Origin of the sequence: Ensifer sp. LC384, from assembly GCF_001695865.1 — a bacterium.
Lineage (GTDB): Bacteria > Pseudomonadota > Alphaproteobacteria > Rhizobiales > Rhizobiaceae > Ensifer.
The window spans coordinates 87917-101461 of sequence record NZ_MBST01000013.1 but is presented as its reverse complement, the minus strand read 5'-3'; the positions used below and the strand labels follow the sequence as shown (position 1 = coordinate 101461).

General features: G+C 62.8%; 15 protein-coding genes, 1 tRNA gene and 1 riboswitch. Of the genes, 10 read left to right on the top strand and 6 right to left on the bottom strand.

Going from position 1 to position 13545, the window contains the following annotated elements:
• The 3 genes from pstB to phoB all read left to right on the top strand — a co-directional run bounded on the left by pstB (nt 1) and on the right by phoB (nt 2466).
• Nucleotides 1-816 carry a phosphate ABC transporter ATP-binding protein PstB gene (pstB, locus tag BC363_RS12380; RefSeq protein WP_065781387.1) on the top strand — a complete coding sequence of 272 codons (816 nt, stop codon included), beginning with the start codon at nt 1-3 and terminating at the stop codon, nt 814-816.
• Nucleotides 817-872: 56 nt separating this feature from the next.
• On the top strand, nt 873-1583 hold the full coding sequence (phoU, locus tag BC363_RS12375; protein ID WP_065781386.1) for a phosphate signaling complex protein PhoU: 711 nt from the start codon (nt 873-875) through the stop codon (nt 1581-1583).
• 199 nt (nt 1584-1782) lie between these two features.
• Entirely contained in the window at nt 1783-2466 is a 684-nt protein-coding gene (gene phoB, locus BC363_RS12370; RefSeq protein WP_025425800.1) for a phosphate regulon transcriptional regulator PhoB, read from the top strand.
• Between the two features lie 64 nt (nt 2467-2530).
• On the opposite strand, the gene BC363_RS12365 is transcribed toward phoB, so the two are convergent.
• Together BC363_RS12365 and BC363_RS34355 are read right to left on the bottom strand one after the other, a co-directional pair.
• Nucleotides 2531-3052: a GcrA family cell cycle regulator gene (locus tag BC363_RS12365; RefSeq protein ID WP_065781385.1), complete on the bottom strand. Its 522-nt coding sequence runs from the start codon at nt 3050-3052 to the stop codon at nt 2531-2533.
• Nucleotides 3053-3241: 189 nt separating this feature from the next.
• Nucleotides 3242-3475: a hypothetical protein gene (locus BC363_RS34355; protein ID WP_141690288.1), complete on the bottom strand. Its 234-nt coding sequence runs from the start codon at nt 3473-3475 to the stop codon at nt 3242-3244.
• Here BC363_RS34355 and BC363_RS12360 point away from each other — a divergent pair.
• The 3 genes from BC363_RS12360 (at nt 3474) to BC363_RS12350 (ending at nt 6959) form a co-directional block, all read left to right on the top strand.
• A complete protein-coding gene (locus BC363_RS12360) occupies nt 3474-4673 on the top strand; it encodes an aspartate aminotransferase family protein (RefSeq protein ID WP_065781384.1) in 1200 nt (399 codons plus the stop codon). The two genes, BC363_RS34355 and BC363_RS12360, sit on opposite strands and share 2 nt — an antisense overlap.
• Nucleotides 4674-4804: 131 nt before the next feature.
• Nucleotides 4805-5722 (top strand): ornithine carbamoyltransferase, encoded by a 918-nt coding sequence (gene argF, locus BC363_RS12355; protein WP_065781383.1) that lies wholly within the window; start codon nt 4805-4807, stop codon nt 5720-5722.
• Nucleotides 5723-5963: 241 nt separating this feature from the next.
• Nucleotides 5964-6959, top strand: a complete 996-nt coding sequence (locus tag BC363_RS12350; protein ID WP_065781382.1) for an Hsp33 family molecular chaperone — start codon at nt 5964-5966, stop codon at nt 6957-6959.
• 277 nt (nt 6960-7236) lie between these two features.
• Here BC363_RS12350 and apaG read toward each other — a convergent pair whose 3' ends face one another.
• Nucleotides 7237-7629: a Co2+/Mg2+ efflux protein ApaG gene (gene apaG, locus BC363_RS12345; protein WP_053248785.1), complete on the bottom strand. Its 393-nt coding sequence runs from the start codon at nt 7627-7629 to the stop codon at nt 7237-7239.
• 111 nt (nt 7630-7740) lie between these two features.
• Here apaG and BC363_RS12340 point away from each other — a divergent pair, with 111 nt between their 5' ends.
• Nucleotides 7741-8355: a CDP-alcohol phosphatidyltransferase family protein gene (locus BC363_RS12340; protein WP_065781381.1), complete on the top strand. Its 615-nt coding sequence runs from the start codon at nt 7741-7743 to the stop codon at nt 8353-8355.
• A 40-nt stretch (nt 8356-8395) separates the two neighbouring features.
• Here BC363_RS12340 and BC363_RS12335 read toward each other — a convergent pair whose 3' ends face one another.
• Nucleotides 8396-9580 (bottom strand): O-succinylhomoserine sulfhydrylase, encoded by a 1185-nt coding sequence (locus tag BC363_RS12335; protein WP_065781380.1) that lies wholly within the window; start codon nt 9578-9580, stop codon nt 8396-8398.
• 45 nt (nt 9581-9625) lie between these two features.
• Nucleotides 9626-9704, bottom strand: a riboswitch (SAM riboswitch).
• A 74-nt stretch (nt 9705-9778) separates the two neighbouring features.
• Between BC363_RS12335 and BC363_RS12330 the strand changes: the two genes are divergently transcribed.
• The 3 genes from BC363_RS12330 to BC363_RS12320 all read left to right on the top strand — a co-directional run bounded on the left by BC363_RS12330 (nt 9779) and on the right by BC363_RS12320 (nt 12051).
• Nucleotides 9779-10876 carry a 2'-deoxycytidine 5'-triphosphate deaminase gene (locus BC363_RS12330; RefSeq protein WP_065781379.1) on the top strand — a complete coding sequence of 366 codons (1098 nt, stop codon included), beginning with the start codon at nt 9779-9781 and terminating at the stop codon, nt 10874-10876.
• Between the two features lie 80 nt (nt 10877-10956).
• A tRNA-Gly gene (locus BC363_RS12325) sits at nt 10957-11031 on the top strand.
• A gap of 186 nt (nt 11032-11217) precedes the next feature.
• The gene (locus BC363_RS12320; RefSeq protein WP_065781378.1) at nt 11218-12051 is read left to right on the top strand and encodes a transporter substrate-binding domain-containing protein; all 834 of its coding nucleotides are present in this window, start codon (nt 11218-11220) and stop codon (nt 12049-12051) included.
• A gap of 158 nt (nt 12052-12209) precedes the next feature.
• On the opposite strand, the gene BC363_RS12315 is transcribed toward BC363_RS12320, so the two are convergent.
• Together BC363_RS12315 and BC363_RS12310 are read right to left on the bottom strand one after the other, a co-directional pair.
• Nucleotides 12210-13022, bottom strand: coding sequence for a sterol desaturase family protein (locus tag BC363_RS12315; RefSeq protein WP_065781377.1), 813 nt, complete (start codon nt 13020-13022; stop codon nt 12210-12212).
• A gap of 96 nt (nt 13023-13118) precedes the next feature.
• The gene (locus BC363_RS12310) at nt 13119-13529 is read right to left on the bottom strand and encodes a tellurite resistance TerB family protein (RefSeq protein WP_065781376.1); all 411 of its coding nucleotides are present in this window, start codon (nt 13527-13529) and stop codon (nt 13119-13121) included.
• Between the last annotated feature and the right edge of the window lie 16 nt (nt 13530-13545).

The window sequence follows — 13545 nt, the reverse complement described above, 5'->3', positions numbered from 1 at the left end:
ATGAACATCATGTCAGAAGCAGCAGTCGAGAAGGCCTTGGATCAGAAAATGAACACTGTGCCCTACAAGATGATCGGCAAGGATGTGTCGGTTTACTACGGCGACAAGCGCGCGCTTTTCGACGTCAACCTCAACATCCGCGAGAACACGGTTACGGCTCTGATCGGCCCTTCGGGCTGCGGCAAGTCGACCTTCCTGCGCACGCTGAACCGCATGAACGACACCATCGAGAACTGCCGCGTCACCGGCAAGATCACGCTCGATGAGGACGATATCTACGACCCGGCGATCGACGTCGTGGAACTGCGTGCCCGCGTCGGCATGGTGTTCCAGAAGCCGAACCCTTTTCCGAAGTCGATCTACGACAACGTCGCCTACGGCCCGCGTATTCACGGGCTTGCCCGCACAAAGGCCGATTTCGACGAAGTCGTCGAGACCAGCCTGCAGAAGGCCGGCCTCTTCAACGAGGTGAAGGACCGACTGCACGAGCCGGGCACCGGGCTTTCGGGTGGCCAGCAGCAGCGCCTGTGCATTGCGCGCGCCGTTGCCGTCAGCCCTGAAGTGATCCTGATGGATGAGCCCTGTTCGGCGCTCGATCCGATCGCGACCGCCAAGGTCGAGGAACTGATCCACGAACTGCGCACGAACTTCACGATCGTGATCGTCACCCACTCGATGCAGCAGGCGGCGCGTGTATCGCAGCGCACCGCGATGTTCCACCTCGGCAATCTCGTCGAGGAGAACGACACCGACAAGATGTTCACCAATCCGGATGACCAGCGTACCCAGGACTACATCATGGGCCGGTTCGGTTGATGGCCGAAGCACCCCTTCAACCCGTTTCCTGAACGCGCCCGCAAGGATCGAAGACTATGTCCATGCACATAATGTCCGCCTACGACGAAGAACTGAAATATCTCACGCGCCGCATCTCCGAGATGGGCGGCCTTGCCGAGCAGATGGTGGGCGAATCCGTTCGCGCGCTGGTCAATTCCGACCTCGCATTGGCGCAGAAGGTGATCTCCGACGACGCCATCCTCGATGAGGCCGAACGCCAGATCGGCGAAAAGGCGATCATCACCATCGCCAAGCGCCAGCCGGTTGCCGCCGACCTGCGCGAGATCATGGGGTCGATCCGCATCGCGTCCGATCTCGAGCGTGTCGGCGACCTCGGCAAGAACAACGCCAAGCGCGTCATTGCCGTTGCCGGCTCCGGCATCCCGCGCAAGCTTGCGCGCGGTCTCGAGCACCTGGCCGAGCTCGCGCTCGTGCAGCTCAAGGAAGTCCTCGACGTCTACGCCTCCCGCTCGCCGGAGAAGGCCAACAGCATTCGCGAGCGCGACGAGGAGATCGATGCGATCTACACCTCGCTGTTCCGCGAGCTGCTGACCTACATGATGGAAGATCCGCGCAACATCACGCCCTGCACGCATCTTTTGTTCTGCGCCAAGAACATCGAGCGTATCGGTGACCACGCCACCAACATCGCCGAGACGATTTATTACATGGCGACGGGCGCGCAGCCGGAAGGCGAGCGTCCGAAGGATGACAATACGTCGACGCTGGGTGCCGTAAAGGACTGAGACCCAAACTCGTTCGAGTGACTGGCTATGAACCTGCTCCGGTCGCAGCCTTGGTTGCGGCCCTGCTTTGTCGCGTCTGAAGCTATTCGTTTTCGCGCGTGCCTTTGAAAGCGCGCGGAGTGCTCCAGATGCTGTATGTTCGAGCATCTCTGCCCGTTCGACCGAACGCGAGACGCTCTGGGTAAGGAGACGTTACCTGATGTTGCCGAAAATCGCCGTTGTCGAAGACGAAGAGGCGCTGAGTGTCCTGCTGCGGTATAATCTCGAAGCCGAAGGGTTCGATGTCGATACGATCCTGCGCGGCGACGAGGCCGAGATCCGCCTGCAGGAGCGCCTGCCGGATCTCTTGATCCTCGACTGGATGCTGCCGGGGGTATCCGGTATCGAACTTTGCCGCCGGCTGCGTCAGCGCCCGGAAACCGAGCGCCTGCCGATCATCATGCTGACGGCGCGCGGCGAGGAGAGCGAGCGGGTTCGCGGCCTTGCCACCGGCGCCGACGACTATGTCGTCAAGCCGTTCTCGACGCCGGAGCTGATGGCCCGCGTCAAGGCGATGCTGCGACGCGCCAAGCCCGAGGTCCTCTCGACGCTGCTTCGTTGCGGCGATATCGAACTCGACCGCGAGACGCACCGCGTCCATCGCCGCACCCGTGAGGTCCGTCTCGGCCCGACGGAATTCCGCCTGCTCGAATTCCTGATGTCTTCCCCGGGCCGGGTCTTCTCGCGGTCGCAGCTTCTGGATGGCGTCTGGGGCCACGATATCTATGTCGACGAACGCACGGTGGATGTGCATGTCGGACGCCTTCGCAAGGCGCTGAACTTCTCGAGCATGCCGGATGTCATTCGCACGGTTCGCGGTGCCGGGTACTCGCTCGAAAGCTGAGCATCCAATCAGTCACTAAAAAGGGGCCGGTTGGCCCCTTTTTCATGCGTTGTTCTCGGTCGCTTTAGCGAGCGCGGCGGCGCTCGGCGGAAGGCTGGTAGGCAAGCCGTGCATGGAAGCTGCAATAGGGCGAAGCTTCCGGGGAGTCGTTGCCGCAGAAGTGGAACTCTTCCTTCAGCGGGTCGCCGATCGGCCACTTGCAGGTGCGCTCGGTCAATTGCGTCAGCTCCAGGCGGCGCGACATCGGCACGACCACATTCGTCTGGATATGGAAGTCCTGTTCGGCAACGAGATCGACTTCGACCTCTTCCTTGAGGACGGTTGCGCCGGCCGAACGGGTAACCGTGCGGGTGGTGACGCGCGACGCGTAGTTCGGAGCGCGCGGCGCCGAGGTCGGGCGCTGCTTCGGCCGGGTCGCGGCGGTGGTTCCGCCAGCCTTGGCCCTGCCCGGTAGGCTCAGTCGGTGAACCTTGCCGATGACCGCATTGCGGCTGACGCCGCCGAGCTGCGCTGCGATCTGGCTCGCGCTCAGGCCCTCGGACCAAAGCTTCTTCAGTTTTTCCACCCGCTCGTCAGTCCAGTTCATTTCTGCACTCTCCGTTCTCAGCGTTGGCGATGGCAGAATCTCTCACCACGCTCCGGAAAAGCTCCGGAGCTGCAACGCGATAACACTTTTGGTGACTAGGTCCGCCGCATGCGTCTAGTAATTGAACGTTAACCTACTGACGGGCGGACTCCGTGGCAAGAGTCCCGGGAATCGCGCCGAATCGATTTCCTAGTTTTCCCCAACTTGCTCGGTGGGCGTTGCATTTTTGCAAGCCCCGCCGCGCGTTTTTTTCGTCGCATGGATCAGACCCGTCCGACCGCACTGCAAGGCTTGGTTTTGTTGACATTGCGCTGCGAAATAGGAATAGTGCCTGCGCCGCCGCAAGGCGGCATTTTTAATTTTTTGCCGCGCTCGACACGGGCTCGGATCGATGCCGATAGCAATGAAGGAGAGGCTCGCCATGACTGCAACCACGCCGCTTTACGACACCTACATGCGTGCGCCGTTGCGTTTCGAGCGAGGAGAGGGCGTCTGGCTGATCGCCGAAGACGGCTCGCGCTATCTCGACTTCGCCGCCGGCGTCGCCGTCAACTCGCTTGGCCATGCCCATCCGCATCTGGTCGAGGCTTTGAAGGCGCAGGCCGAGAAGGTCTGGCACCTGTCCAACCTCTATGAGGTTCCGGGCCAGGAGAGCCTGGCGCGCCGGCTGACGGCCGTCACTTTCGCCGACCGTGTGTTCTTCACCAACTCGGGCGCCGAAGCACTCGAATGCGCGATCAAGACCGCCCGCCGCTACCATTTTGCCAAGGGCAATCCGGAGAAGTTCCACGTCATCACCTTCGAGGGCGCCTTCCACGGACGCACGATCGCGACCATCGCCGCCGGCGGTCAGCAGAAGTACATCGAAGGCTTCGGCCCGAAGGCTCCGGGTTTCTACCAGGTTCCGTTCGGCGACATCGCGGCGGTCAAGGATGCGATCACCGACGAGACGGCGGCGATCCTGATCGAGCCGATCCAGGGCGAGGGCGGCATCCGCCCGGCCACCAAGGAGTTCATGCAGGAACTGCGCGCGCTTTGCGACGAGTTCGGCCTGCTGTTGATCCTCGACGAGGTCCAGTCCGGTGTCGGCCGCACCGGCAAGCTGTTCGCCTATGAATGGGCCGGCATCCGTCCCGATATCATGGCTGTCGCCAAGGGGATCGGCGGCGGCTTCCCGCTCGGCGCCTGCCTTGCGACCGAAGAGGCGGCGGCCGGCATGGTTGCCGGTACGCACGGCTCCACCTACGGCGGCAACCCGCTCGCCATGGCGGTCGGCAACGCCGTGCTCGACGTCATCCTGGCCGACGGCTTCCTGGAGCAGGTTCGCGACGTCGCGCTGGTCTTCCGCCAGGGTCTCGCCTCGCTGAAGGACCGGTTCCCCGATGTGATCGAGGACATCCGCGGCGACGGGCTGATGCTCGGCATCAAGGCGAAAGGCCCTTCGGCCGATCTCCTGAAGGCGATCCGGGCGGAGAAGCTGTTGGCCGTTCCCGCCGGTGAGAACGTGCTGCGCCTGCTGCCGCCGCTGACGGTGACCGCCGAGGAAGCGCGCGAAGGCCTGGCGCGGATCGAGCGCGCGGCCGAAGCCGTGAGAAGCAGCAGCGGCACCGCCGCAGCCTAGTTTTTGAACCGGGAGATCGGTAGCGATTTTCCCAAGGGTCCATGCGCGAATCCGAGGTGTCGAAGCGTCTATCGTGCTCTTCGACACCGGTCGTGCTTCAGGGGCCATTCTGAGGACAGGAATTCAGTACGATGGCAGGCACAAGACACTTCATCGATCTTTCGGCCATGACGGCGGCGGATCTGCGCACGATTATTGACGACGCACGCGTGCGAAAGACGGCGACCAAGGCTGGAACCGCCGCGAAGCCGCTCGCCGGCAAGATGCTGGCGATGATCTTCGAAAAGCCCTCCACCCGTACCCGCGTCTCCTTCGATGTCGGCATGCGCCAGCTCGGCGGCGAAACCCTGTTTCTCTCGGGCACCGAGATGCAGCTCGGTCGCGCCGAGACCATCGGCGACACCGCCAAGGTGCTGTCGCGCTATGTGGACGCGATCATGATCCGCACGACCGACCATCGCCGCCTTCTCGAGTTGGCCGAACACGCAACGGTGCCGGTCATCAACGGCCTGACCGACGACACCCATCCCTGCCAGATCATGGCCGACATCATGACCTTCGAGGAACACCGCGGACCGGTGAAGGGCAAGACCATCGCCTGGACCGGTGACGGCAACAACGTGCTTCACTCGCTGATCGAGGGCTCGGCCCGTTTCGGCTACCGCATGAACATGGCGGTGCCGCTCGGCTCCGAGCCGCATGACAAGATCCTCAACTGGGCGCGCAACAATGGCGGCGAGATCCTGCTTTGCCACGAGGCCGAACAGGCCGTTGCCGGTGCCCATTGCGTCGTCACCGACACTTGGATCTCCATGAACCAGGAGCATCGCGCCCGCGGCCACAATGTCTTCCAGCCGTTCCAGGTCAACGAAGCGTTGATGAAGCACGCGTCGCCGGACGCGCTGTTCATGCACTGCCTGCCGGCACACCGCGGTGAGGAGGTGACCGACGAGGTCATCGACGGCCCGCAGTCGGTGGTGTTCGACGAGGCCGAAAACAGGCTGCATGCGCAGAAGTCGATCATCGCCTGGTGCATGGGGCTCGTCTGATCGGCGCGTCTGCCTATTGAAATTACCTGCATGCGACCCGATTTAGGCCGCATGCGGGACGTTCCGTGGTGGAAACAACGGACGCAACCTGACGACAGGCAGCGCATGGTGGCCGGCAAGACGGCACATGCCTGCTGGACAAATCCGTTTCTGGCGGGATCAAATAGGGTAACGGGCAGGCCGCGCCGGGGGATGTTTATGTCCTCTGCGCGGCCTTCTCCGGTGACGTAAGGAGCAGCAGATGACTGAGATGGCACCAGGACTTGGCGAATTCGATTTTGCCGGTGACGACCATGTCGTGCCCTTCCAGGTGGAAGGCCTCGATGTGCGTGGCCGTGCCGTTCAGCTCGGCCCGATGCTCGATGCAATCCTTGAGCGCCACAACTATCCGCTTCCGGTCGCTCGGCTCGTTGCCGAGACCGTCGTGCTGACCGTGTTGCTCGGCACGTCGCTGAAGTTCGAAGGCAAGCTTATCGTTCAGACGAAGGGCGACGGTCCGGTCGATCTCGTGGTTGCCGATTTTGCCACGCCCGATCGGGTGCGCGCCTATGCCCGCTTCAATGAGGAAGCGTTGGCTGAAGCTCTGAAGGACGGACGCACGCAATCGCACGAGCTGCTCGGCAAGGGCGTTCTCGCGTTCACCATCGATCAGGGCGCCCATACCCAGCGCTATCAGGGCATCGTTGCGCTCGATGGCGCCACGCTCGAGGAAATCGCCGGCGTCTACTTCCGCCAGTCGGAACAGATCCCGACCAAGGTACGCCTTGGCGTCGCCGAACTGCTCGACCGCGACGAGAACGGCAAGCCCCGCCATCGCTGGCGTGCCGGCGGCATGGTCGCGCAGTTCCTGCCGGATGCGCCGGAGCGCATGCGGCAGCCGGATCTCTCAGGTGGCGACAGCGACAGCGACGACAACGAGCACCTCTTCGACGAGGATGATCTCTGGGCGGAAGCCAAGGTCATGGTCGAGACGATTGATGCCGACGAGCTGACCGACCCCATGGTCGGTACGGAACGTCTGCTCTATCGGCTGTTCCATGAGCGCGGCGTTCGCGTTTACCAGCCGCAGGCGGTATATGATCGCTGCAGCTGCTCGCGCGAAAAGATCCGTTCGGTGCTGACCGGGCTGCATGCCGACGATATCGAGAGCACGATCGAAGACGGCCTGATCAAGGTGACGTGCGAGTTCTGCTCGACCACCTATCGCTTCGAGGCAGGCGAAGTCCGCCAGCAGTGATACCAACCTGCGCTGATATTGACCTCTTGCGCCGGAGCGATTTTGGTTTCGGGCAAGGAGAAAACCGCAACCGGACCCAAGCGGTCCGGTGAGGATTATCGACGCCGTCCGGAGGCCAAAAGCGCCCGGCCCTTCGGGTGGGCCGTGTGTCGGCCACCGGCAGCGTCGCAATCCTCGACCGATGCCAAGGCATCGCTCTGCGGTATGCGCCTTGCCGGATGACCGCACACGGTCCCACGCAAGAGGTCAATATCAGCGCAGGTTGGTATAAGGCACCTCAATTCAGGGTTCGAACGAGCCCTGGCGAATCGAGCGAGAAGGCGGGGATGGCCACTTTGAAGGTTTCCCCGCCTTCCGATTCCATGCTGTAGTGGCCGAACATCACGCCCGAGGGCGTATCCAGCGGGCATCCGGAGGAGTATTCGTAGGTGTCGCCCGGGTTCAGCAACGGCTGCTCGCCGATGACGCCGGGGCCGCTGACCTCGTCCACCTGGCCGTTCTCGTCGGTGATGTGCCAGTAGCGCGTCATCAGCCGAACCGTCTCGGCCGAGTGGTTGGAGATGACGATGCGGTAGCCCCAGACGTAGCGGCTGTCATCCGGATCAGATTGCTCTTCCAGATAGTACGGCTCCACCGTAACTTCTATGTCGCGAGTGAGCGCGCGATACATGGGCAACACCTTGTTTCAAGTCTTTCAGGGTATTCTACAGCAATATGGTTTCGTCAAGAATAACGGCAGGATTGCAGGCGTCCGCGACCAAGCTGCGGGAAGGCGAGGCCTATGCTTGATGGCGCGGTGAGAAAACGCCTGGGTCCGAGGCTGGATCGGCTGGGTGCGGCGCTCGCCCGAAGAGGTGTCAGCGCCAATGCAGTCACGATGACCGGCCTCGCGCTCGGCCTCGTTGCCGCCCTCCTGATTGCCGGGCAATATTATCTTGCAGCGGCCGCCGTCATCGTTGCCAGTCGGCTTTGCGATGGTCTTGACGGCGCGGTGGCGCGAGCGACACGCAAGACCGATTTCGGCGGTTTCCTCGACATCGTGCTCGATTTCGTCTTCTACGGCGCCATCCCGCTCGGCTTCATCGTCGCCGATCCTCAAGGCAATGGCCTTGCCGGCGGGCTGCTGCTCTTCTCGTTCTACGTCAATGGATCGAGTTTCCTCGCCTATGCCGTCATGGCCGAGAAGCGATCGATGACGACGGATGTGCGGGGATCAAAATCGCTCTACTTCACCACGGGGCTCGCGGAGGCGACGGAGACGATTGTCGTCTTCCTGGCCTTCTGCCTGTTCCCGACGTGGTTTCCGGTGCTGGCGGCGCTGTTTGCGCTCGTTTGCCTTTATACGGCGCTGTCGCGCATCGTTCTTGCGCGGATGCAATTTCGCGACACGCCGTAGCGGCCGCCACCGATCACGGGGCGGCCGTACTTGTTTGGTGTCAGGCCTTGACGGCCTTCAGCGCGCGGGCGAAGTCCTCGACGATGTCGTCGCTGTCCTCGATGCCGGCGGAGAAGCGCACGGTGCCGGCGGAAATGCCGAGCTCGTCGCGGGCTTCGTCCGTCAGGTTCTTGTGCGTCGTCGTCGCCGGATGCGTGATCAGGCTCTTGGAATCGCCGAGATTGTTGGAGATGCGGGCGATCTGAAGCGCGTTCTGCAGCGCGAAGGCCGCGTCCTTGCCACCCTTGAGTTCGAAGGCGACGAGGGTCGAGCCGCCGGTCATCTGCTTGGCGATGATGTCGGCCTGCGGGTGGTCCTTGCGGCCGGGATAGATCACCTTAGCGACCTGCGGCTGCTCGGCAAGGAAGTCGGCGACGCGGCGGGCGTTCTCGGTCTGCTGCTTGACGCGCAGCGGCAGCGTCTCGATGCCCTTCAGCAACGTCCAGGCGTTGAACGGCGACATCGCCGGGCCGGTGTGGCGGAAGTAGTCGTGCAGGTGCTCGTTGATCCAGTCCTTGTCGGACAGAACCACGCCGCCGAGGCAACGGCCCTGGCCGTCGATATGCTTGGTGGCGGAGTAGACGACGATATGTGCGCCGAGCTCCAGCGGCTTCTGGAAGAGCGGCGTGGCGAAGACGTTGTCGACCACCACCTTGGCGCCAATCTGGTTGGCGAGCTTGGACACGCCGGCAATGTCGATCACTTCGAGCGTCGGGTTGGTCGGGCTTTCCAGGAAGAAGACCTTGGTGTTCTTCTGGATTGCCTTTTCCCAGTTGGCGAGATCGCGGCCGTCGACCAGGGTGCATTCGATGCCGTATTTCGGCGCCAGCGTCTCGACCACCCAGCGGCAGGAGCCGAAGAGGGCGCGGGCGGCAACGATGTGGTCGCCGGCCTTCAGCTGGCATAAAATGGCGGCAGCGACGGCGGCCATGCCCGATGCCGTGGCGCGCGCATCTTCGGCGCCTTCGAGCATGCACATGCGCTTTTCGAACATGTCGTTGGTGGGGCTGCCGTAACGGGCATAGATGAAGCCTTCGGTCTCGCCCTTGAAGCGCGCTTCCGCGGCCTCGGACGTCTCGTAGACGAAGCCCTGGGTGAGGAAGATCGCCTCGGAGGTCTCGCCGTGCTGGGAGCGGGTCGTTCCGCCGTGGACGAGTTGGGTTGCCGGGCGCCAGTTTTTGCTCATGTGACGGTCACCTTCAAAAACAAAAAAAACCGGCCGCGTGAAGGGCCGGTTTGATACCCGGCCTTTTTAGCTACTTGTTTAACGTGGCTGCAAGCCGACCGGCCAAATCACCACGGGATAAAGCTCCAATACTGCTTGGGTGCGCTTGCGTCAATTCCTGGAGTTTGGTTTTGTCTCGCAACTGAAAAGAGGATCGAAATGGGCCGCGAGACTGGGATTTTGGCCGACCGCGCGATCGCCGCGCTGTTTGCGACCGGACGCTTGAAAAGCGAAAAGGCGCTGGATCAAGATCAGATCCAGCCGGCAAGCCTCGACCTGCGCCTTGGCGCCAAGGCATTTCGCGTGCGCGCGAGCTTCATGCCAGGCCCGGCTCACCTCGTTGCCGACAAGCTCGACCGGCTGAAGCTGCATGTCGTCGATCTCTCCGACGGCGCCGTGCTGGAGACCGGCTGCGTCTATATCGTGCCGCTGATGGAAAGCCTCGACCTGCCGGAGACCATGTCGGCTTCGGCGAACCCGAAAAGCTCCACCGGCCGCCTCGACATCTTCACCCGCGTCATCACCGATCGCGCCCAGGAGTTCGACAAGATCCCGGCGGGATATCGCGGGCCGCTCTATCTCGAAATCAGTCCGCGCACCTTCCCGATCGTCGTGCGGCGCGGCTCGCGGCTGTCGCAGATCCGTTTCCGCACCGGCCAGTCGCTTCTCTCCGAACAGGAACTGCTGGCGCTGCATGAAAGCGATGTGCTGGTTGCGAGCGACAAGCCGAATGTCAGCGGCGGCGGGATCGCCCTGTCGATCGATCTCAAGGGCACCGGCCCGGACGGGCTGATCGGCTACCGCGGCAAGCACCACACCGCAGTCGTCGATGTCGACAAGAAGGCGCAGCACGCCGTGTTCGACTTCTGGGAGCCGCTCTACAGCCGCGGCCGCGACGAGCTGATCCTCGATCCCGACGAGTTCTACATTCTCGTTTCGCGCGAAGCCGTGCATGTTCCGCCGCTCTACGCCGCCGAGATGACGCCGTTCGATCCGTTGGTCGGCGAATTCCGCGTGCATTATGCCGGCTTCTTCGACCCGGGCTTCGGCCATGCCTCCGCCGGCGGCAGCGGCAGCCGGGCCGTGCTCGAAGTGCGCAGCCACGAGGTTCCCTTCATCCTGGAGCATGGCCAGATTGTCGGCCGGTTGGTCTATGAGCACATGCTGGAGCGTCCGGAGGGGCTTTACGGGCTCGGCCTTGGTTCCAATTATCAGGCGCAGGGCCTCAAGCTCTCCAAGCATTTCCACGCGGAGTAACAGAAAAAGGACCGTTGCGCGGCGACGCGGCGCAACGGTCCTTGACAGATGCACGCGGTTGAGGAAGTTTCCGAAGCGCTGCGGGTGTAGTTCAGTGGTAGAACGCCAGCTTCCCAAGCTTGATGTCGTCGGTTCGATCCCGATCACCCGCTCCACTTTTTTCTTCGAGGTCAGCCCACCGGGTTTTGAGCCGGCGCTCCTGAGGGCGACGGTTCGAACCGCAGGGCGCCGAAGCCAGTAGCCAGCCCGGTTCCATCCGGCTAATCTTCCAATCGACCATGAATCATCTGCGGCCGCACAGGCCGTGCCGCAACACCCAAGAGACGTGCTGGCCATTGCCCATGAAAATCCACCGACTGCTGGCTCTGTGCGTGTATCTGATGGCGGGCTCGCTCGCCGCCCAGCCCAAGGATCTGCCCAATCTGTTCGACGCGCGCGAGCGCATTGCCAAGCCGGATCTGACCGGCCTTGCCCGCCTGCGGTTCCTGACCACGGTGGATTTCCCGCCGTTCAACTTCATCGACCAATCGGGCAAGCTTTCGGGCTTCCATGTCGACCTGGTGCGCGAGATCTGCCGCGAACTCGATATCGAAGCCAAATGCCAGATCCAGGCGGTGACCTATGCCGAGCTGCTGCCGGCACTGGAAGAGGGGCAGGGGGAGGCGGTCGCCGCCGGCATCGCCGTCAGCCCGGAGCTGCGTCAGCGCTTCGGCTTCTCGCGGCCCTTCATGCGGCTTCCGGCGCGCTTCGCCGTCAACACCAAGGCGGCCGGTGCCGTCCCCGATCCCACGGGCCTAAAGGGCAAGCCGGTCGGCGTTGTTTCCGGCACCACGCATGAGGTGATGTTCAGGGCCTTCTTCCCCAAGCTGGAAGCCAAGGTCTTTCCAGATCGCGATGCGATGCTCGCCGCCCTGCAAAAGGGCGAGGTGCCGGCGGTCTTTTCCGACGGCATGCAGCTTTCCTTCTGGGTGTCCGGCAGCGCGGCTGCCGGCTGCTGCTCGCTCATCGACGGCGCTTATTTCTCACAGCGTTTTCTTGGCGAGGGCCTGACGATCATGAACCGCAAGGCTGAGCCGGCGCTGACGCAGGCGATCGACCATGCCTTGCTGGCACTTTCGCGCAGCGGTAGGCTGGACGAGATCTACCTGCGCTATTTCCCGAACGGTATTTACTAAAGCATGCATGCCGTTGTCGCAAAACCGCTCCGCACTTTTGTGCGGCATGCTTTACAGCGCCGCGCGTCAAACATGACGCGCTAAGGACGCTGTAACACTTTAAACTTGCTGCATAATTTATCCCTAAATCGATTCCGATTTAAGGAATTATGCGGTAGTCAGCTGCGCCGGAACGGCAGAAGCAACGACCACAGAAGCTTGGTCGGCTCGCTTCGGCCATAGGCGGTGAGCCCCGTTTCGATCCCATCGTCGCCCCGTCGCGGCCGATCCGTATAGGTCGAAAACAGCCGGTCCCAGATCGCCAGGTTGAAGCCGTAGTTCGAATCCGTCTCTAAGCGCTCGGTCGAGTGGTGGATGCGGTGCATGTCGGGCGTGACGATCAGCGGCCGCAGCGCCCGGTCGAGGCGGAGTGGCAGCCGCAGATTGGCATGGTTGAACATGGCGGCGGCGTTGAGCACGATCTCGAACAGCAGCACGGCGGCGGCCGGCGCTCCGAGTGCGGCGATGACCGCAACCTTCCAGGCCATCGATATCATGATCTCCAGCGGATGAAACCGCAGCGCGGTGGTCAGGTCGACGCCCGGATCTGCGTGATGAACCCGGTGCACCCGCCATAGGATGGGGAACTTGTGGAAGGCGATGTGTTCCAGCCAGATGGCGAAGTCGAGCGCGACGAAGGCGATCACGCCGGCGAAGAGCGAAGGAACGCCCAATGCCGGCAGCAAGCCGTATCCCTGCGCCTGCGCCCAAAGTGCTGCGCCCGTGGCAGCAGCCGGGAAGATCAGCCGCAACAGAAGCGAGGACAACACGAGGATCGACAGGTTGGTAAACCAGCGGCGCGCCTTCAGCGCCCTTTGCAGTTCCGGCCGCTCCAGCCTCGGGTGCAGAAGCTCGAGTACCGCCATGGCGGTAAAGACCGAGAGAAAGGCCGCAAGGCGCCATAGGGGCTCGGTCACGCCGAAGAGCTGCATCCGTTACGCCTCCTGCCGGTTTTCCGTGAAGCGATATCACGCGTTGGCAGCGCCACGCCAAGACACGTTCACGTGAGCCGACTGGGCGGCCTGCCGCTACCTGCGGAAGCGGGCGAGGGCACCCCGTTCGATCGCCGCGCAGGTAAGCTTGTCGAGACCGAGCCGGTCGCGCAGCAACTGAAGTAAGCGGATTTCCTCGTTGCGGATGCGCTGATCGGCAGCCGCAATCTCGACTGCGAGCGCGTAGGCCGTTTCGTGAAGCCGCTCGGGCAGTGCCTCGCGCACGATCTCAAGCACGATGTCGAGGCCCTCGGGGGCGGCAAGCTGGGCTGCGCATTCGTGGCCGACAAGCACGAGTTGATCCTCATCGAAACCCTCGAAGGCGGGAAGAAACTGCACGAGCCTGCCGATGCGCGCGAACTCGTCGTCGCTCATCTCCCGGTCGACGGCCGACATCATCACCATGACATAGACAAGGGCTTCGTGCTGGCTGAGGCTTGGGGGCATCGGTGCTTTCCGGAAC

Coding starts and splice junctions, on each gene's coding strand:
- phoU (WP_065781386.1), top strand. CDS start 873: ATGTCCATGCACATAATGTCCGCCTACGACGAAGAACTGAAATATCTC.
- BC363_RS12365 (WP_065781385.1), bottom strand. CDS start 3,052: ATGAACTGGACTGACGAGCGGGTGGAAAAACTGAAGAAGCTTTGGTCC.
- BC363_RS12335 (WP_065781380.1), bottom strand. CDS start 9,580: ATGAGCAAAAACTGGCGCCCGGCAACCCAACTCGTCCACGGCGGAACG.
- BC363_RS12315 (WP_065781377.1), bottom strand. CDS start 13,022: ATGCAGCTCTTCGGCGTGACCGAGCCCCTATGGCGCCTTGCGGCCTTT.
- phoB (WP_025425800.1), top strand. CDS start 1,783: ATGTTGCCGAAAATCGCCGTTGTCGAAGACGAAGAGGCGCTGAGTGTC.
- BC363_RS34355 (WP_141690288.1), bottom strand. CDS start 3,475: ATGGCGAGCCTCTCCTTCATTGCTATCGGCATCGATCCGAGCCCGTGT.
- BC363_RS12350 (WP_065781382.1), top strand. CDS start 5,964: ATGACTGAGATGGCACCAGGACTTGGCGAATTCGATTTTGCCGGTGAC.
- BC363_RS12340 (WP_065781381.1), top strand. CDS start 7,741: ATGCTTGATGGCGCGGTGAGAAAACGCCTGGGTCCGAGGCTGGATCGG.
- BC363_RS12330 (WP_065781379.1), top strand. CDS start 9,779: ATGGGCCGCGAGACTGGGATTTTGGCCGACCGCGCGATCGCCGCGCTG.
- argF (WP_065781383.1), top strand. CDS start 4,805: ATGGCAGGCACAAGACACTTCATCGATCTTTCGGCCATGACGGCGGCG.
- BC363_RS12320 (WP_065781378.1), top strand. CDS start 11,218: ATGAAAATCCACCGACTGCTGGCTCTGTGCGTGTATCTGATGGCGGGC.
- apaG (WP_053248785.1), bottom strand. CDS start 7,629: ATGTATCGCGCGCTCACTCGCGACATAGAAGTTACGGTGGAGCCGTAC.
- pstB (WP_065781387.1), top strand. CDS start 1: ATGAACATCATGTCAGAAGCAGCAGTCGAGAAGGCCTTGGATCAGAAA.
- BC363_RS12310 (WP_065781376.1), bottom strand. CDS start 13,529: ATGCCCCCAAGCCTCAGCCAGCACGAAGCCCTTGTCTATGTCATGGTG.
- BC363_RS12360 (WP_065781384.1), top strand. CDS start 3,474: ATGACTGCAACCACGCCGCTTTACGACACCTACATGCGTGCGCCGTTG.